The 19,155-nt window shown below is 55.0% G+C and carries 9 protein-coding genes; 5 read left to right on the top strand and 4 right to left on the bottom strand.

The features are described 5' to 3' along the window. Nucleotides 1-166: 166 nt before the first annotated feature. The 3 genes from A6X21_RS05575 to A6X21_RS05565 form a co-directional block, all read right to left on the bottom strand. Nucleotides 167-940 carry a cupredoxin domain-containing protein gene (locus tag A6X21_RS05575; RefSeq protein WP_068846630.1) on the bottom strand — a complete coding sequence of 258 codons (774 nt, stop codon included), beginning with the start codon at nucleotides 938-940 and terminating at the stop codon, nucleotides 167-169. A 262-nt stretch (nucleotides 941-1,202) separates the two neighbouring features. After that, nucleotides 1,203-2,591 (bottom strand): dihydrolipoyl dehydrogenase, encoded by a 1,389-nt coding sequence (lpdA, locus tag A6X21_RS05570; protein WP_068846629.1) that lies wholly within the window; start codon nucleotides 2,589-2,591, stop codon nucleotides 1,203-1,205. Nucleotides 2,592-2,816: 225 nt separating this feature from the next. Then, on the bottom strand, nucleotides 2,817-5,591 hold the full coding sequence (locus tag A6X21_RS05565; protein WP_068846655.1) for a c-type cytochrome: 2,775 nt from the start codon (nucleotides 5,589-5,591) through the stop codon (nucleotides 2,817-2,819). 280 nt (nucleotides 5,592-5,871) lie between these two features. Here A6X21_RS05565 and A6X21_RS05560 point away from each other — a divergent pair, with 280 nt between their 5' ends. Together A6X21_RS05560 and A6X21_RS05555 are read left to right on the top strand one after the other, a co-directional pair. Then, nucleotides 5,872-7,098 (top strand): hypothetical protein, encoded by a 1,227-nt coding sequence (locus tag A6X21_RS05560; protein WP_068846628.1) that lies wholly within the window; start codon nucleotides 5,872-5,874, stop codon nucleotides 7,096-7,098. A gap of 270 nt (nucleotides 7,099-7,368) precedes the next feature. Then, nucleotides 7,369-8,541 carry a trans-sulfuration enzyme family protein gene (locus A6X21_RS05555; RefSeq protein ID WP_068846627.1) on the top strand — a complete coding sequence of 391 codons (1,173 nt, stop codon included), beginning with the start codon at nucleotides 7,369-7,371 and terminating at the stop codon, nucleotides 8,539-8,541. A gap of 74 nt (nucleotides 8,542-8,615) precedes the next feature. On the opposite strand, the gene A6X21_RS05550 is transcribed toward A6X21_RS05555, so the two are convergent. Further along, nucleotides 8,616-9,440, bottom strand: a complete 825-nt coding sequence (locus tag A6X21_RS05550) for a hypothetical protein (RefSeq protein ID WP_068846626.1) — start codon at nucleotides 9,438-9,440, stop codon at nucleotides 8,616-8,618. Between the two features lie 517 nt (nucleotides 9,441-9,957). Here A6X21_RS05550 and A6X21_RS05540 point away from each other — a divergent pair. The 3 genes from A6X21_RS05540 (at nucleotide 9,958) to aspS (ending at nucleotide 18,566) form a co-directional block, all read left to right on the top strand. Continuing rightward, a complete protein-coding gene (locus A6X21_RS05540; protein ID WP_068846624.1) occupies nucleotides 9,958-13,665 on the top strand; it encodes a mechanosensitive ion channel domain-containing protein in 3,708 nt (1,235 codons plus the stop codon). Nucleotides 13,666-13,897: 232 nt separating this feature from the next. Further along, nucleotides 13,898-16,447 carry an arylsulfatase gene (locus A6X21_RS05535; protein ID WP_205847390.1) on the top strand — a complete coding sequence of 850 codons (2,550 nt, stop codon included), beginning with the start codon at nucleotides 13,898-13,900 and terminating at the stop codon, nucleotides 16,445-16,447. Between the two features lie 349 nt (nucleotides 16,448-16,796). Then, a complete protein-coding gene (gene aspS, locus A6X21_RS05530) occupies nucleotides 16,797-18,566 on the top strand; it encodes an aspartate--tRNA ligase (RefSeq protein WP_068846623.1) in 1,770 nt (589 codons plus the stop codon). Nucleotides 18,567-19,155 lie beyond the last annotated feature (589 nt).

Here is a 19,155-nt window from a genome sequence, read left to right as displayed (position 1 = left end):
CGCCGGAGAACCGTGTGGGAGGGGAGTTGTTGGTTGAAAGTTGTTGGTTGGACAGCGATTCCCAAGTCTTTCCAACCAATAACCCGCAACCCTCCTCGCGCAGCAAAACGCCTTGAAGGCACGAACCTTCAAGGCGCAGTGATAAATTGCGAGATTCTGTTTCAGCCTACTTATTGAAGCTGGCCACAGGAACCTTGATTGCACCGAGGTCGTTCGCACCAGCCTTGAGAGTCATTTTTGCAGGCTTTTGCACATAGCCCGAGCGTTCCTGCCACATCCGGACTTCAATTTCTTCACCGGCTGGGAGGTTTTCAATGGTGAACTTGCCATCAGCCCCGGTCACCGCGAAGTAAGGGTGATCGCAAACCATCCAGTGGCCCAGCATCCAGGGATGAATGTCGCAGGTCACCTTGAAAGGAACTCGTTCCTGTTCGGTGCCCTTCAGTGGCACGCCTGTCTTGTTCCCTGGCTGAACGAGAAAGTTCACTGCCGTATTCTTTGTCGAATAGGTGTGCACGTTGTGGGCGACAGCATCGGTGTTCAGCACCTTGATCGGCTGGCCCGTCTGCACCGCAATCACGCGAGGAACAAACAGACAAGTCTGATTATCAAACTCGACAGTGGCCGTCTTGCCACCCTTGAGGTCGGGATGGATCGACTTGGGAGCCTTGGTGAGATAGATCACCACATTCGCAATCCCTTTGCTGGCGGGATCGACGACCAGACTCTGATCCAGCAGATCCTCTTTGGCACAGACGGCAGCATCGCGAACTGTGGAATCGCCTTTGCGAACCAGCACTTTCGCATCAGGCACGGCACCATCCAGCACAATCTGACCACTCAAAGTTCCCCAGTCGGCTGCATTCGCACCCGTGGTCACGGCCAGGCAGGCTGCGGCACTGATAGCAAAACAGGCGAATGATCTGAATAAGGTCTTCATGGCGCAATCCTCGGAAAAAATCTGGTTCGCGGGGCAGGTTGTGGGTGAGAACGATCTTCTCATCGGTGAGAATCTTAGAGTAAACCAGCCACATGGCTTGGGCAAGCGGTTCTGCAGCTTCGAAAGGCTGAACGAATCAAATTTTATCAGAATGATCGTTTCCAGACCACAAATTGAGTTTTTTCACGTCGAAAATGAGAGTGACCCGGCAATCATGGGGGTTGCCGGGTCACTTTTGATGTTCAAAAACTGGCTTCAGCAGTTAAAAGTGAATGGCTCGTCCATCCACAGCGAGAGCCGCTTCTTTGACGATTTCGGCCAGTGTCGGGTGAGCATGTGAAGTCCGGGCAATATCTTCGCTCGATGCCCCGAATTCGATCGCCAGAGCCGCTTCGGCAATCAGATCGCCAGCATGTGCTCCAATGATATGCACGCCCAGCACTCGGTCGGTTTCGGCATGTGCCAGAACTTTGGCGCGGCCCTCATTTGCGGCAATCGCTTTGGCACGGCCATTGGCCATGTAAGGGAAGCTTCCCTTCTTATAGGGCACGCCGGCTTCCTTGAGCTGGTCTTCTGTCTTGCCCACGCTGGCAATCTCAGGATGGGTGTAGACGATGGCGGGAATGGCGTCGTAATTCACGTGGCAATGACCCCACACAATCCCTTCGGCAACGGCCATCCCTTCCTCTTCGGCTTTGTGAGCCAGCATGGCACCACCAATCACGTCGCCAATCGCGTAAATGCCCGGGATTGTCGTCTGGAAGTGCTGATCGACCTGAATGCGGCCACGGTTATCGTAGGCCACATGCACTCCATCGAGATTCAGGTTCTCGGTGTTCGGGATGCGGCCCACAGCCAGGAGCACACGGTCGGCGGTGATCGGCTCGGCACCGTCACAAGTCACCACGCACTTCTTGCCCGAAACCTTGGCACCAGTCACTTTCATCCCCAGGCGGAACTCAATCCCCTGCTTGGTGAAGATCTTCTGAGCTTCAGTGGCAATTTCGCTGTCCATGCCGGGAAGAATCCGGTCGAGGTATTCCAGCACAATCACTTTGGCACCCAACCGGCTCCAGACGCAACCCAGCTCCAGGCCAATTACACCCGCACCAATGACCACCATCGTTCCAGGAACTTCCGGGAACGCGAGAGCCTCAGTGCTGGTGCCAATTCGTTCATTATCGACTTCCACACCTTTGAGCGGGGCCGATTTACTGCCTGTGGCAATGACGATGTTCTTGCAGACGATTTCTTCGGGTTGTGCACCTTCCACCAGGACTTTACCTGGCGCGACAATTTTCCCGTGTCCCAGATACCGCGTGATTTTGTTCTTGCGGAAGAGGCCATCAATCCCTTTGGTCAACTGGGAGACAATGCCATCCTTACGCTTCAGCATCGCAGGCAGATCGAGCTTTACCGAATCTGCATTGATCGAAACACCATGCTCGGCCAGATGATTCTTCGCCATCTGAAAGAGTTCGCTCGACTCGAGCATCGCCTTGCTGGGGATACAGCCCACGCGGAGACAGGTTCCGCCTAACGCCGACTCTTTTTCAATGCAGGCCACGTTCAGGCCCAACTGTGCAGCGCGAATGGCAGCGACATAACCTCCCGGGCCCCCACCAATTACGACCAGATCATGCTCTTTCATTGATGCCGTCTTTCCCGATATCGACAATTTTTAACTTGGTTATTCCAGCTCTCTATCGATTGTGGGGGGGCAGCCGACGAATTGCAAACCGGCAGCGTTGATCTCGTGGCCAGAAGCCCTTTTTTCTCGAATTCAGGGCTAGTTCTACACTTTGCAGGCCAGCAAAAAGAAAACAGGCTCTGGAGACTGATTGCCACTTCCAGAGCCTGCACGAGGGAAGAAACGTCAGTTTCCACTGGGTTTGCCAGCAAACATCGCGTGATCACGCTGTCCCCGGGAGAGGATGTACGCAATCAGATCGGCTGCTTCTTCATCATTGCAGGTGTTGATCAGACCAGCCGGCATCATGGAGATTTTCGACGGGACAATCTCTTCAATATCTGCCCGTTTGACACCTGTCTGGTTGTTCGGCTCCAGCATATTGGTCATCACCTGGAACGACTCTCCATTGTGATTCGCAATGCGACCACTGATGGAGCGTCCGTCGCTCAGGACAATCGTGACCGCTTCGTACTGATCGCTGATGGCTTTGCTCGGTTCGATAATCGACTCCAGCAGATCTTTGGCACTGAACCGGCCACCTGCCATTGTCAGGTCCGGCCCATAAGCGCCACCCTCACCATCGAAACGATGGCAGGCAAAGCAACTGGTGGCAGCAAACAGCTCGCGACCTTTATCAAAATTTCGTGCAGTCAGCTTTTCGCTGACAAGTGGTGCCAGCTCGGCCACTGACCACTCTTTCACGAAGGCCCGCGGTGGAACCACAGCCGGTGGAGCTTCTGCCGGTGTGGCATCGAGAATCGGCTTCAATTGGGTTCGCTCGGCATCGGTCAAGGTGGCTTCGGCATCCTTCCGAATGTTCTCAACAAACTTCGAGAAGCTGGCACCACCCCGATATCCGGCGGCTTTGCCGAACCACTTGAAGTAGCTCTCTCGCAAAGGTGTTGTCCAACCCTCTTTCAGCACACGCAGAGCACGGGCATATTCAATCTGTTCTTCCTGAGTGCGGGCTGCTCCCAGAGCAGCCACAATCTTGTTGGCGGCCTGTGGCGACTGCAGATAGACGAGCAGGTTCGCCAGCTCGGCATCGAGAGGCTTAAAACCCGAGGGGAAAGCCGGTTCAAGCCGCTGTAAAACCTGCTGACGGACCGCGTCGTCTGGATACCCAAACCGGTTAAACAGAATCTCGTACACCCGGCAGAGATCAACTTTCTGATCGTTCGAAAGTCGATCCCAGGAGATTCGATTCAGTGCGGCGGCGATCTGCTCGCCCAGTGGCTTGTTCACCGGGGCATCGCTCTCTTTGCGATGGAATGGATCAATCCCGCCCGCCCTTGTGAGAGCTAAAAGTGCCGGGATTGCTGAGGCTGGTGAATTCTCGGCGAGCGCCTGTTCCTGCCAGCTTTCCAGTGGCTGATGTTCGATGGCGACTCTTGCAGCCCAGCGGATGGCCCGGTCTTCACTGGCCAGATGAGGCCAGGCGATTTTCACAGTCTCTGCATCGACCTTGCCATGCAGCGCTTCGAGGCTTTTTCGAAGTTGCCGCTGGGCCAGGGCATCATCCGGAGCAGTTGCAGTGACGGGAGCTGTTGAATCTTTGCCGACATATGTGACGCGGTACAGCCCCGATTGTGTCTTGCGGCCGCCAATGGTGAAGTACATAGCTCCATCATGCGGATTGATCAGGACATCGGTCAGCGGGAGTGGCGAGCCAGCCACCAGTTCATCGAGCTTACCCGCATAACTGGCACCCTTAGGTGAGAGATGGACTGCATAGAGCTTTCCATAGCTCCAGTCGCAAATGAAGAGGGCTTTCTGATAGTCAGCCGGGAACTTGGCTCCCTGGCCACTGCAAACACCCGTGGGTGAACCCGGCCCGATATTGACGACAGAGCCAAGGCTGTCGGGATAGTAAGCGGGCCATTTTCCCGCACCATTGCGCCATCCGAATTCCGCACCACTGACGGCATGGCAAACGCGTGTGGGGCGATACCAGGGGGTGTTCCAGTCCCATTCCATATCGGCATCGTAAGTGAAGAGTTCCCCATCCTGGTTGTAAGCGGCATCGTACTGGTTGCGATAACCGGTCGATTGCAATGTCCAGGTCTTTCCATCGGGACTGACTTCATAAATGCTCCCGCCGGGGCCCATCACACCTTTCATGAAGCCGCGACCATCCGGCATGCGGGGCAACAGATGATCTTCACCCCACAGACGAGGAACTTTTGAACCGGCTAACTCAGGCAAAACGGGAACCTGATTACCGATCAAAACCGTCAACGATTTGCCATCCGGTGCGAGCAGGACGGCATGCGGGCCATGCTCACCAGCTTTGGGGAAGGTGCGAATTTTCTCAACTGTATCCAGCTTGTCATCGTGATTGGCGTCGGTCACCCGGTAGAAGCCACTTTCGTATTTGCCCCCTGAGTTCACGACGACATACAGGCTGTCAAACGCCCAGAGCAGCCCCTGTGCTTCGCCCAGTGGAATATCGATCTTCTCGATTTCCACCTTATTGGCAGTGGATGTTTCGTTACTTTTGGAACTTTCCGAGCTTCCCACCGGTGGGACGGTCACACGGTACAACCCGCCGTACTGATCGCACACGATCAACCGCCCTTTGGGATCAGTACACATGCTGACCCACGAGCCCAGTTGTTCTTTGGGAACGGAATAGAGCAGTTCGACTTTGAAGCCGGGTTTCACCTTGAGCGAGGCGACAGGAGTGGCTCCATCGATGGCGAACGCAGTGGAATTCGTGGAAGCTGCCAAGAGAGTGAGGCAGGTGGCGGCCAGCCAGAGGGCATTTTGTCTCATTGAGAACGGTAAGCCTGTGCCCCACAATTCAGCCGGGAGATCGGTCGCCCGTGGGCTTTGACCTGGCTCGCGGGAAGATCGCAAAGACTGGCAGAGAATTCCCCAGAATTGAAGAGTTTTTGTCTTCCATGAAGAACCGTTCGCGGGAGTGCCAGGAGGGTTGGCTAACACTTTTTCTGTCATGCTGTCGATCTCGAATCTTCTAAAGATGAATGTGACAATCCACATCAACATATTCACAGTGGTTTACATGTTATAGCCTGATGGGGAACCGGGAGCGAGTACAAAAGTCGGCGTGCGCGTGCCAATGGTGGGCGCCGGAATTGGCTGACAAATCTCGATTTGACGAACTGGAGAGCTACGGAAATGGGGTAAATCTGGTAGAAATGACATTTGTTGTTCACTCGTTCGCGAGGAGCAGCGACAAGGCGCGGGCGGTGGGTTTCTGAACAGGAAAGTAATCATGCGATTCGGACGCTCATTTCAGGATGTCACCTGGCTGCAGCGAGGATTTCAGGCGAGACTCTTCCGCTGGGTCGGCGTGCTGGTCGTGATCCTGGTGGTCTCTCAGATCATGTGGTCCGCCACGCGCAAGTCTGCCGATCCTGCAGCGACACTCAAATCCACCGCTGAAGACCGGCGTGTGGTGCTCGAAAGCAACGAGCAGTTACCGCCCGAAGTCGTGAAGATTCTTCCGGAAGCCACCACTGCCGCACCTTCGACTCCCCGAGGTTCGACCACTGAAGAAGGGCTGCCCGATGTCTCGTTGGGCTCCCCGACGGATACTGTAAGGTCTGGTGCTACGGTAAGGTCTGGTGGTGCTGGGCCAGCAGACGGTGCCACCACGCCGAACATGCCCGCAGGCGCTGGCAATCCACAGGTTCCACCGGCCTCCGTGGATGTCTTTGCCGAGACAGCAATTGACCCGATCATTCTGCGTGATGTGGTGGATAACACACTGGGTGTGAGAATTTCCGAAGCGGATGCGTTTTATCGTCTGCTTTCCCATGCGAGGTTGCTCCCGGCGGAATACCTGACGAAAGCTGCCAGTCATGATCTGACCTGGGATAATCTCATGGCGGATCCCAAAGTGCATCGCGGTGAACTGGTCGAGATTCGCGGGGATTTACGCCGACTTTCCAAGATCCAGGCCTCGCAGAATTCCTACGGGGTGGTCGAATACTACGAAGCCTGGATTTTTACAGCCGACTCCAGCAGTTTTCCGTGGAGAGTTGTCACAGCTCAGATCGATCCCGATTTGAAACTGGGAGATCAACAGATGACACCCGTGCGAGTAGCGGGCTATTTTTTCAAGCGGGAAGGATACGACGCTGCCGGTGGTTTGAGAGTGACACCTCTATTGATTGGCAAGCGGCTCGATCTGGTGCGTGCGACATCGGTACCGCCCACGGACATGACGTCCTTTTTCTATCTGGCGGCGGTGATTGGCCTGGTGCTGCTGGCGGTTCTCGCAATGCTTGGTTCCATCAGTTACAGCGATATGAAGTACCAGCGCGAAGTGCTGATGACGCGAAATGAATCAGCCAGAGAAGCCCTGGAGTCGATCCCGCCGGTGAATCTTCCCTCGGTCTTTGAGCAGCTCGAACAGATTTCGTCTCAAGAGATCAAGGAAGATCTTCCCGATCTCGATGAAATGACCTCTTCACGACGAAATGGTGCCGCCCCTTAATCTTGAGCAGGTACCGATCATCGAATGTTCCTGCTGCAGTGGCCACACACGCCATGGCCACCCACTGAGGATTCGAAGATCAAGAATGGTGACAATCTTCGCTCCCCACGCTTGCACTCCAGATCAAAGTTATTGATTTTAAGCAACACGCACTCTGCTGCTGTTCCATTTAGAGGTCGCTCCATGAATCGATGATGGATGGTTCGTACCGGTGGCTGGGCAGCTCGTTTGATCAACTTGAAATTGCAGGTTTGCTACTAAGGATTTTTCATGACTCACCCGGCCACCACGGCAACTCGTGGCGGACATGTACCGCCCTTCTCGACGCCTCCCAGTGCTCCTGCGATCTACATGACCACAGCGTTTGATTTGCCGGGACTGGCCGAGTTTGAAGAGGTGCTGGCAGGCCGGGAACCTGGCTACTTCTATACACGGGTTGAGAATCCGAACCATGAGGCATTTACGCATGATGTCGCACGGCTGGAAGGTTTTGAACATGGCGTGGCGTGTGCTTCGGGAATGGGGGCTCTTTCCGCAGCAGTTCTCAGTGTTGTGAAAACTGGTGATCACATTGTCTGTGCAAGAGCGATTTATGGCAGTACCCATCAATTCCTGCTGCAACTGCAGGCCAGCTTTCAGGTGAATGTTACCTTTGTCGATCTCAATGATCTGGAGTCGGTGCGCAAGGCGATTCGACCCAGCACGAAGATGATGATCTGCGAATCGGTCTCGAACCCGCTGCTCGAAGTGACCGATCTTGAGGCTCTGAGGCAGATCGCAGGCAGCTCGATCACCTTGCTGGTGGATAACACCTTCGCCACACCCTGTGGCATCCGCCCGAAAGATTACGGGGCAGATATCGTCTGGCACAGTGCTTCCAAGTATCTCAACGGGCATGGCGATGTCATGCTGGGAGTGATCGTTGGTGGCGAAGAAGCCATGCGCAAAGCCCGCACCTCGATGCTGCTCTACGGGCTGAATGCGAATCCGATGGAATGCTGGCTGGCGACTCGAGGTCTGCGAACTCTACCGCTGCGCATGGCCCGGGTGACACAAACAGCCCAGCAGTTGGCCCAGTGGCTGGCCACTCATCCCCGCGTGAAAAAGGTCTTCTATCCCGGCCTGACCAGCCACTCCACACATCATCTCGCTCAGAAGTATCTGCAAGATCGTTTGGGTGGGATGATTTCTATCGAAATTGAAGGGGGTGCGAGCGAGATCGATACGATCTTCCACAAACTGGCTCCTGCGATTCCCTTCTCACCCACACTGGCAGATGCCCGCACGACAGTCTCTTATCCTGCGGGAACATCTCATAAGTTTATGGCCGCCAAAGATCGCGAAGCCTGCGGCGTGACCGCAGGAATCTTCCGCCTCTCGGTGGGTCTTGAAGACTTTGAAGATCTCAGGCAAGAACTCGACCAGGCACTGGCGCAAAGCTGAAGATAAAAACTCCGCATGATCTTCAGCGATGTTTCAACGAGCTTAAAGAGAGCACCTTCATCGGGGATGAGTTATCACCGCCGGATGGGCATGGTTTCGTCTGTCCAGTTGACAGAGGTGGGGCCGAGTTCGGCGGCGCGGTCGAGGGCGGAGCTGTTCCCCTGGGGAAGCTGCGGCAAGGTGAACTCGCCAGCCGAATAATCGGGGCGCTGTGTCTGCTGGGAGTTGGTAAAAGACGCTGGTGTTTCCCGATGGGAACGAGTCGAGGCCAGGCCAGCGGCTTCGCTGAATGCATGGGTGGCCGAGATCGTGGTGCCTGCGTGATCGGTGTATGACGCATCGATCAGGATCGATTGCGGATTGATCGCCTGCTGAGAACGGAGAGTGATCTGGTAGCCACTCCCTAGAAATCCGCTGTACCAGTATCGAGCGAGGTGAGGGCCTTCAGCGTACCAGCGGGCGACGACGGCATTGGTATTCACATCGCGGGCAATCACTTCGAGCTGGCCATCCACAGTGGTTGGTTGCAGGCTGGCATCGCGAGGAGTGACAAACGCCACAATCGTCTCTGATCCCGCGGTTTGATCGTCATCCTGCAGGGCCGTGAGACGTGTATGAAACTCGAGCTTCTGGGGCGGGGCGGTGTTTCTGGTGGATTTGGCCATTTGAGCTTCAGTGGCCGCTGAGTTCATGCGGGCAATTTTTTCGTTGGCCGATCTTAACTCGTCGCGAGCTGCGATGAGATCCGTCTCCAGTCGATGCATCTGCGAATTGGTCTGCCTCAGTTTGGCCGAGAGTAAATCGGATTGCTGACGACCGACGGCGCAGCCTCCCAGAGCCAGACACCCCACGAGTGTTGACCAGAAGCCGAGCAGTGTCCATCGCTTGAGAATGTGCACGATTCGCCCATCCTTGGGAGACGATCCAGACAGAGTTCTGAATCGATAATAGTGCGAACCTTAGTTGATTTCGCGAAGAAGCGGCAACGGCAGTTTCCTCATGTGATGCGTTTCTCAGAAAGTATTCGAGTGCTTTTGATGGCGAAAACATGCTTGCCCAGAGCTGCAAACATGGCACGCTGAACGATCTGATTTCATAAAAGGTGTCTGAAGAGAGAGTTCGGCAGGCGGGAGTCTGCCCTACAAAGATCGGCCATGAATTGGTAAAGCAGGAAGAGTGTGCAGGCTGGGGTGAGTCTAGACAGGCTTAAGGTTGACTCCGAGAGCATCATCCGGGATACCGGGACGATGGAAAACTGGCGCGCTGTCTTTATGGTTGTGTCAGCCATGCTGAGTTTCTGGTGCTCTGTTCAGCAGGTCGACCTGCATCAGTACCGCATTCAAAAATACAGGGTCAACAGGCGAACTGCCGGCTCTTGTTGATATTGACTCGTGGATGAGTCACGGAAGGTTCGAAATGCTCAAGGATGGTCAGCCGGAAGTAATCCCGCACATGTTGGAAACGACTCGCACATCCGCCGTGCTGATCATGGCGATGTCTGTGTTCCTGTTGTGGAACCAGGGTGCACTCACCGGGCAGGAGGGCACAAGACCTGGCATCGAATCTCCACCACCTGCGGGATCGACCAGCGCTTCCACATCTCCCAGTGCAGCACCTCTTTTGACAACGGCTGCTGATGAACCGCTCACACCGGCGGTGATCGAACGACTTTCGAGACAGGCTGCTGATCTCACGGATCTGGATGCTGCCACCAAAAAGTCGATCGCCGATTTCTATCAGCAGGCCATGGATTCCTGGAAACAGGCCGAAGCCCGACAGGTTCGCCAGAAAGAGTTTGATCGGCTTGTGGGGACAGCCGAAACGCTGCTTAAGGAAACTCAAGCCAAACTGGCAAAACTTCCCAAGGAAATCACGTTACCACCGGCGGCTGCCAATGCCGATCTCGAGGCTCTCACCAGCGATATCGCCACTCTGAAAGCACGAATCGAGCATCCCGAAACCGGCCTGACGAAAAGACTGGCGGATCTCAACGGAGAAGCCGCTCGTCGATCGACGCGCCTCAAAGAAATCCCCACTCTGATTACGACCGCTCAGGCTCGACTCGAAGAACTGACCAAACAGCAGGAGCAGGCCCCGGCAGAAGGCGAAGCCTCGGCTCTCACTCAAGCCCGCCGGATTGCCATTTACGCCCAGCGGATGGCCATTCTCCGGGAGATTGGAGCACTCCGGCAGGAGCAGTCCTGGTACGAACTTCCTGCGAGCAGTGCCCTGGCCCGAGAACAGCGAGACTTAGCCGCCCGAGAACTCTCACTTTCGCAGCAGGAAGTCGAGCAGTTGCAGACGATTTTGGCACGCCGCAGGCAGCAGGATGCCGAGATGCGAGTCAAGCAGGCCCAGCGCGAGGCCGCTCTGGCTCATCCCATTCTCAAACCATTAGCAGAGGTGAATGAGAAACTGGCTCAGCAGGACCAGCAACTGGCCCAGAAAACACAGCGGGCAGTGCGTGATCTGGCCGAGATTCGCCAGCAGACTCAGCGATTAAAGGATGATTTTCGCCGGGTTCAGGAAATGGTCAACACTGTCGGCTTGACCGAATCAATTGGTCTGCTGCTCAGGAAAAAACGCTCGTCGTTACCGGACCTGGGTGCGATTTCAGAACGACTGGCGGCCGATGCCGACGTCTTTCGTGAACTGCAGTTGAAGCTCTTTGAAATCGACGATGAGCTGACAACTCTCCGTTCCCCTGAACTGGTACTGGGGCAGGTGCTGGCCAGCCTGAAACTGACGTCGAACGATCTCCCCAAGGAGATTCTGGAAGCCCAGGCAGAGATTCTTTTGAAGCAGAAGCGTGATCTGCTGACGACTCTGGATCGAAGTTATACCACTGCCTTTGAGAATCAGGTCGCACTGGATGCCGCCCGGAGAGAGCTTGTCGAGCAGGTGCAGCAGTTCCGGAGCTATATCGACGAGCGCGTCCTGTGGATTCGCACCAGTGGCCCAATCTCGCTGGAAACTTTCCACGATGCCAGGGCCGCTGTGAAGTGGCTCTTCAGTGTGGAAGACTGGCAACAGGCATCTCAAGTCCTCATGAAAGATCTCTGGCAAAGTTTCCCTTTGTATCTGCTCGCTGCTCTCGGGCTGTTTCCACTCTTGTTACTCCGGCGGCGGATGGGTGTTGAAATCCGTCTGCTGGGTGAGCAGTCGATACTCCCTTCATGCCGGACATTTACACCGACCATGAGGGCTCTCACATGGACAGTTCTGCTCGCCATTGGCTGGCCAGCGTTTGTGGGATTTATGGCGTGGCGACTGGCTGATTCAGCGAGTTCCTCACTGACGACGGAAGAAATCGCCCGCTGCTTGAAAGTCTCAGCGATTTTTCTGCTGACACTTGAGTTACTGCGGATGATTACCCTGAAAAAAGGCCTGGCTTCACACCATTTTGGCTGGTCGGAAAGCTTTGTACGCCGTTTGTATCGGGGCATGACAACTCTGGCTGTCTGTGGGACTCCACTGGTCTTTGCGATCACATTTCTCAGTGTTCATCAGCAGTCCGACACGACGGATGAAAAGTATCTCGATGCTCTGGGCAGGCCGCTGTTTCTGCTGCTGCTCGTGATGATCTCTGGTGTTTCCTGGGCGACGATGTTCCGTCAGGCTCCGGGGACTCATCTGCTGACTGGCGAACCTGTCGAAAGTCCATTGATTCAGCGGGTGCAGACTCTGGCCAAATATCTGGCTGTCGTCATTCCTCTGCTCCTCGGCGTACTTGTGGCAATGGGCTATTTCTATACGGCAGGGCAACTGGCGATTCGTCTGCACTGGACATTCTGGCTCATTGTTGGACTGATCATCCTGCAGGCGATTGTCATGCGCTGGATCACCATTGAACGTCGCAAGCTGGCCCTCGAACAAGTCAAACAGATGCGCCAGGCTGCTGAAGAAAGTGTGCGGCAGGTTCCGGGCAGTCTGGCGACAAATCTTCAAAGCCTGCTGTTTTCTTCGTTCAAAGTCGATCTGGCGGCCATTGTCAATCAGGTGCGATCACTCCTCAGAACAAGCCTGGTGATCGCCGGGCTGTGCGGAGTCTGGTTCATCTGGGCTGACATTATCCCGGCATTAGGGATTCTCGATCGTCTCGAACTGTGGGAAACCACGCAAACTGTGGCTTCCTCTGCGGCTTCACCATCGGCTTCCTCAGCAGCCCCTGAGGGAACAGCGGGCAAGCCGGCCAATAATACTTCAAGCAGTTCTGTGAGCGGATATCGCAAAGTCACGGCACGCGATCTGGCAGTCGCAATTCTGATCTTCGCCGCTGCATTGATTGCGGGGCAGAATATTCCAGGCTTGCTCGAAGTTGCCCTGCTGAGAAGGCTGTCGAGTGATCGGGGACTGCACCTGACCGTCATTACGCTGGTGCGCTACCTGATCTTTACGCTGGGAGTGATTCTGGCCTTCGGGCAGATTGGTGTCAGTTGGTCGAATGTGCAATGGCTCGTGGCGGCTGCCAGTCTGGGGCTGGGTTTTGGTCTGCAGGAGATTTTTGCCAACTTTGTTTCTGGCATTATCATCCTGCTCGAACGCCCGATTCGCGAAGGGGATGTCGTCACTGTCGGAGATGTTTCCGGAACTGTCTCGAAGATTCGATTTCGAGCCACGACCATTACGGATTGGGATCGTAAAGAGCTACTGGTTCCGAACAAAGAATTTATCACCAGCCGCGTCTTGAACTGGACGCTCTCCGATAAGGTGAATCGACTCACGATCAAGGTGGGAGTCGCCTACGGTTCAGACCCATTCAAGGTTCAAGAGGTGCTGATGAAGTGTGTCACCAGTATTCCGCAAGTCTTGCAGAACCCTGGCCCTTCGGTTGTTTTCGACGAATTTGGCGACAACGCCATGCGGTTTACAATCCGCTTCTTCCTGCCGGATCTGGAGAATCGGCTGGCGGTAACCCACCAGTTGCATATTGCGATTTATCGCGAGCTGGCTGCTGCCGGGATTGAGATTTCGTTCCCGCAAATGGATCTGCATGTGCGCTCGATTCCCGAAGACTGGAAGATCGCCGCTGCCAAAGTCGCTCATGAAGTCGAAGCGAATCCCGCCAATCCAAGTCAGCCACAAGCGACCCTACCGCTTGATCTGGGGAATGCCGATGGTTGATGGTTGTAGTTAGCCAGAGCAATGTTTAGCGTCTTGTTAAATAGGCCAAGTGCTATTTGGAAGACTGTTTCCGTGAAGAATCCAACAATTCACAGAGGTCACGGTTGTCTTAAGTTTTCGTTAGGTGCAACGATTCGCTTTCCGGGTCAATAATCTTTATTGTGCCTAGGTATCTGCTGGGTTATTCGGTAACCCGCACGGACATCGACTGTTCAGTGAACCTGGAAAACGTATGAACCTGGCAGCACTCTCTCGATTGGCAAGCCCGCCATTTTATGCCTTGATGCTCTGTAGTGGCCTGGGAATCTTCTCGCCAGTACTGGCACAATCTCCAGAAAATCCAGCATCTCAATCCGCTCCGCCGATTGGTTCTCCTGCAGCCACCACGACGATTGATGGCAAGCAGCTTCCTGCACCTGATCCGGCATTCGGGGGTGTGATCAAGAACATCGCTTCCGAATCAAAGCCGTGGTGGGCACCTCGAATTGTGCCACCAGCCGGGGCACCCAATGTGCTCCTGATCATGACCGATGATTCGGGTTACGGTGTCCCGAGTACATTTGGCGGGGTGATCCCGACTCCAGCATTGGACCGCGTCGCCAAAAATGGCCTGCGATTCACTCAGATGCACTCGACGGCACTCTGTTCACCCACACGCGCTGCGATCATTACAGGCCGCAATCATCACTCCGCAGGCTTTGGTGTGGTCTCTGAGCAATCCACAGGTTTTCCCGGCTACAACAGCATTATCGCGCAGGATAAAGCGACCATTGGCCGCATTTTGAGAGATAACGGCTACGCCACATCGTGGTTTGGCAAGAACCATAACACCCCCGCTTTTGAAGCCAGCGAAATCGGCCCATTCCATCGCTGGCCCGTGGGGATGGGGTTTGAATACTTCTATGGTTTTGTCGGTGGCGATACCAACCAGTGGCAGCCAAATCTGTTTCGTAATACGACTCAGATCTATCCTTATCGCGATCAGCCCGAATGGAACCTGACGACCGGCATGGCTGATGACGCAATTGCCCATTTGAATCATCTGAATCAGATCGACCCTTCCAAGCCTTTCTTCTGCTACTACGTTCCCGGTGGTACTCATGCACCGCACCATCCGACCAAAGAGTGGGTTCAGAAAATTCGCGATCTGCATTTGTTTGACCAGGGGTGGAACAAACTGCGGGAGACGATTTTCGCCAATCAGAAAAAGTTAGGCGTTATCCCACCCGACACACAGTTGACTCCCTGGCCCAGTGAACTGCTCAAAAACTGGGATGACTGCACGCCTGAAGAAAAGAAGCTCTTTATTCGCCAGGTCGAAATCTTCGCGGCCTATGTGGCCTATACAGATCATGAGATCGGTCGCGTGATCCAGGCGGTGGAAGATCTGGGTAAACTCGATAATACGCTCATTATCTATATCAATGGTGATAACGGCACGAGTGCCGAAGGTGGTCTCCATGGAACACCGAATGAAGTCGCTTTCTTTAATGGTGTTGATGTCCCGACGAATATCCAGCTCGAAAGGTATTACGAAGACTGGGGTACAGATAAAACCTATAACCATATGTCAGCCCACTGGGCATGGGCTTTCGATACCCCCTTCAGCTGGTTCAAGCAGATTTCGTCGCATTTAGGTGGTGTCCGGCAAGGGATGGCCGTTTCATGGCCTGCCAGAATTAAAGACCGTGGGGGAATTCGTAATCAGTTCCACCATGTGATTGATGTCGTCCCCACCATTCTGGAAGCGACCCGTATCAACGCGCCTCAGGTGGTCGATGGGATTAAACAAAGCCCCATTGAAGGGACGAGTTTTGCCTACACCTTCGACGAAAAGAATGCGAAGGCTCCCTCAACACATACCACTCAGTATTTTGAGATGTTCGGTGACCATGCCCTTTATCACGATGGCTGGCTCTTGAGTACCAAAGTCAAGCGGGCACCCTGGGATGCCTTTGGTGTTCCCAACCCTGATCCGCTGAATAACGTGACCTGGGAACTTTATCATCTCGATCAAGACTACTCGCAATCCAAAGATCTTGCGGCTCAATATCCAGATAAGGTCGCACAACTTAAACAGAAGTTCCTGGAAGAAGCGAAGAAATATCAGGTGTTGCCGCTCGATGCTTCCGTGGCACCACGTATCGTGGCACCTCGGCCTAACATTACGGCTGGCCGTACTGAGTTTGTCTACACCTTCCCGCAAGTGGGGATTCCGCAAGGGGATTCGCCCTTCCTGCTAAACTCCTCGTTCAACATTACTGCTGAGATTGAAGTTCCCGATGGTGGTGCCGAAGGGATGCTGCTGACCTCCGGTGGCCGATTTGCCGGCTATGGTTTTTACCTGCTCAAAGGCAAGCCTGTCTGGATCTGGAACATGCTCGATCTCGAACGGGTTCGCTGGGAAGGGACGGAACCACTCGCTCCCGGCAAGCACACCGTCGAGTTCGATTTTCAGTACGAAGGAAAGGGAGTGGGGACGCTGCTCTTCAATAACTACAGTGGCTTAGGTCAGCCAGCGACGGGGATCCTTAAGGTCGATGGCAAAGTCGTCGCCACGAAGAAAATGCCACGCACATTACCGATGATTCTCCAGTGGGATGAGAGCTTCGATATTGGCTCAGACACACTCACCGGTGTGAATGATGCCGACTACCAGCCACCATTCCCGTTCACTGGAAAGCTCAAAAAGTTGACCCTCAAAGTCAACCGCCCGGAACTTTCTGAAGCCGACATTAAAAAACTCGAAGCGGCTGGCCGGAACAATCGCGTCAGTGAATAAGCGTCGTTGGCTGTTTGAGCACCAGTGAAAAATTCTCGTCAAATTCACGCAGCGGGCCCCCCAGAGGTGTGCTCGCTGCGTGAATTTTCTCATTTTCAGGCTCAATTCGCGGGATTTTACGTCGCGTAGAGTGGGTGATTTCCACGAGAAAGACTCACTCGATATTCCCGGCGGCAGATTCCTTCTATAATCCCAATTCGCGAAATGGCTGGCAGATCGTGCATCCTGTGTTCACATCGGGTGTCCATCATCTGTCAGAGTGACGTTGGAAGGCCCCTGACGGGATTCCATCGCCTGCAATGACTGACGAACTGAATCATCGAAACTGCTTTTATCGAAAGATGGCCCTGTGTACCGGACCAAGACCTGCGGCGAACTGCGTATCGAGCATGTTGGACAAGTTGCCACTCTTTGTGGCTGGGTAGACAGCTACCGCGATCACAAGGGGGTTGTCTTCATCGACCTGCGTGACCGTTACGGCATCACCCAGGTCGTTTTCCAGGCCGACACTCCGACCGACATGCAGACCATTGCCCGAGGTCTCCGCAGTGAGGATGTCATTCAGGTGACAGGTGAAGTCCTTGCCCGTGGTGCCGGTCTCGAAAACCCCAAGCTCGTCACCGGGCAAATCGAAGTTCGCGGCCGGGAACTGACGCTGCTCAACAAGAGCAAGACGCCCCCCTTCGAGCCGCGCACGCAGGATCTTCCCAACGAAGAACTCCGTATGCAGTATCGCTACCTCGACCTGCGGCGGCCCGTGGTGCAGCAGGCGATTATCCTGCGTCATAAGCTCGCCAAAGCCACGCGCGACTACTTCGACCGCCACAGCTTCCTCGAAATCGAAACGCCCATTCTGGGCCGGTCGACACCTGAAGGGGCGCGGGATTACCTCGTTCCCAGCCGGGTTCACGAGGGGAGCTTTTATGCGCTGCCTCAATCTCCCCAGCTCTACAAGCAGATTCTGATGGTCGCCGGCTATGACCGTTACTTCCAGATTGCCCGCTGCTTCCGCGATGAAGACCTGCGGGCCGACCGCCAGCCCGAGTTCACCCAGATCGACGTCGAAATGGCCTTCGTCAAGCAGGACGACATCCTTTCGACCATCGATGGCCTCATGGCCCACCTGCTGAAGGAGCTGCGTGGCGAAGAACTGCCGCTGCCACTCCCAAGGCTCACCCACCGCGAAGTCATGGAAAAGTACGGCTCCGACAAGCCCGACCTGCGCTTTGGTATGGAACTAATCTGCCTCATGGAGATTGCTGAAAACTGCGGCTTCACTGTCTTCAAGAACACGATCGCCAACGGCAACCGCGTGCGGGGAATTGTTGCTCCCGGTGCAGCCGAGAAATACAGCCGCAAGCAGATCGATGAACTGACGGAATTCGTGAAGCAATACGGTGCACAGGGCCTCGCCTTCTTCCGCGTGAAGGAGGAAGGTCTCGATTCGCCGATTGCCAAATTCTTCTCGGCCGAAGATCAGCAGAAGCTGATCGCCAAACTGGGTGCCAGGGCTGGCGACCTGATCTTCTGCGTGGCCGATACTGCCAAAGTCTCCTCGGCGGCTCTGGGTGCACTGCGCAACCGGCTGGCGAAGGAACTGGCCCTTTACGATCCGAAGGAAATGAAGATCGCCTGGGTCGTCGATTTCCCCATGTTCCAGTGGGATGAAGACGAGCAGCGGTGGGTGGCTGAGCACCATCCCTTCTGCCAGCCGCACGAAGAGGATATCGACATTCTGGAGACCGATCCGGGCAAGGTGCGGGCTCAGTCATACGACCTGGTCTGCAACGGCTACGAGGCAGCGAGCGGTAGCGTGCGTATCCACGATCCCGCCGTCCAGCAGCGGATTTTCAGCATGATGGGGATCCAGCCAGAAGAGGCTGAGTTGCGCTTCGGCTTCCTGCTGGAAGCGTTGCGCTACGGTGCACCGCCTCATGCCGGTGTGGCGCTGGGCCTGGACCGCTGGTCGATGATGTTCTCGGGCACGGATAACATCCGCGATGTCATCGCCTTCCCGAAGAACCAGAAGGCCAGCGACCTCCTCACCGGGGCCCCGGCCCCGGTCGATGCGAAACAACTCCGCGACCTGCGCATCAAAGTGGATGTGCCCGTGAAGTAGTTTTGTTGCGCATCATTTTAGCATCCGATTCCCGGCGTTTGTTCTGAACGCCGGGAATCTGTTTTTACTGGGGGTGCATGCTCCTCCTGGATTTCTTCGCGCCTTCGCGCGAGCAGATCTGATCCTGAAAGCGAGATTCAAGAGGACTCTCGCGAAGTCGCGAAGGAGAACCGAGAAAGTCTGAGTGTTTGCCGCTAAAGACTTGCCCGACCACTTCACGTCGCCGGGTGATATATTTCCCGGTGAGCCTATTGACAGAGGCTCACGAAAGACGTCCAGTTTTATCAATTCAGTTGATTCTTCAATAAACCTAGTCTGACCTCCGGGAGGGCGTACAAATGGAGGAATCACACAGTCCATGGGACGAGATCGAGAAACTGGAGATGCAATGTGGTGATGTCTCGTTCTCCGCTCGGTGGCGAGCGTTTGTCTTGGCGTGCGGTAACGCTGTGCTGCCTGGATTGCCTTTAGAGGCTCGCGGTTGGGCCGAAGCCGCTGCCAAGTTCGATCGCGCACCTTGGAGATGACGTTGAGTGGTGCTTCCGCCCGGAACTCACCGTGGCGAGAGCCGCTCGACAAAGCTAAAATT

The organism is Planctopirus hydrillae (assembly GCF_001707835.1).
In the GTDB taxonomy this organism is placed as follows: domain Bacteria; phylum Planctomycetota; class Planctomycetia; order Planctomycetales; family Planctomycetaceae; genus Planctopirus; species Planctopirus hydrillae.
This window is presented reverse-complemented; position numbering and strand designations above follow the sequence as displayed.

Excerpts from the sequence above, each read along its gene's own strand:
- A6X21_RS05575 (WP_068846630.1), bottom strand. The coding sequence starts at position 940 with ATGAAGACCTTATTCAGATCATTCGCCTGTTTTGCTATCAGTGCCGCA.
- A6X21_RS05565 (WP_068846655.1), bottom strand. The coding sequence starts at position 5,591 with ATGACAGAAAAAGTGTTAGCCAACCCTCCTGGCACTCCCGCGAACGGT.
- A6X21_RS05540 (WP_068846624.1), top strand. The coding sequence starts at position 9,958 with ATGCTCAAGGATGGTCAGCCGGAAGTAATCCCGCACATGTTGGAAACG.
- A6X21_RS05535 (WP_205847390.1), top strand. The coding sequence starts at position 13,898 with ATGAACCTGGCAGCACTCTCTCGATTGGCAAGCCCGCCATTTTATGCC.
- lpdA (WP_068846629.1), bottom strand. The coding sequence starts at position 2,591 with ATGAAAGAGCATGATCTGGTCGTAATTGGTGGGGGCCCGGGAGGTTAT.
- A6X21_RS05555 (WP_068846627.1), top strand. The coding sequence starts at position 7,369 with ATGACTCACCCGGCCACCACGGCAACTCGTGGCGGACATGTACCGCCC.
- A6X21_RS05560 (WP_068846628.1), top strand. The coding sequence starts at position 5,872 with ATGCGATTCGGACGCTCATTTCAGGATGTCACCTGGCTGCAGCGAGGA.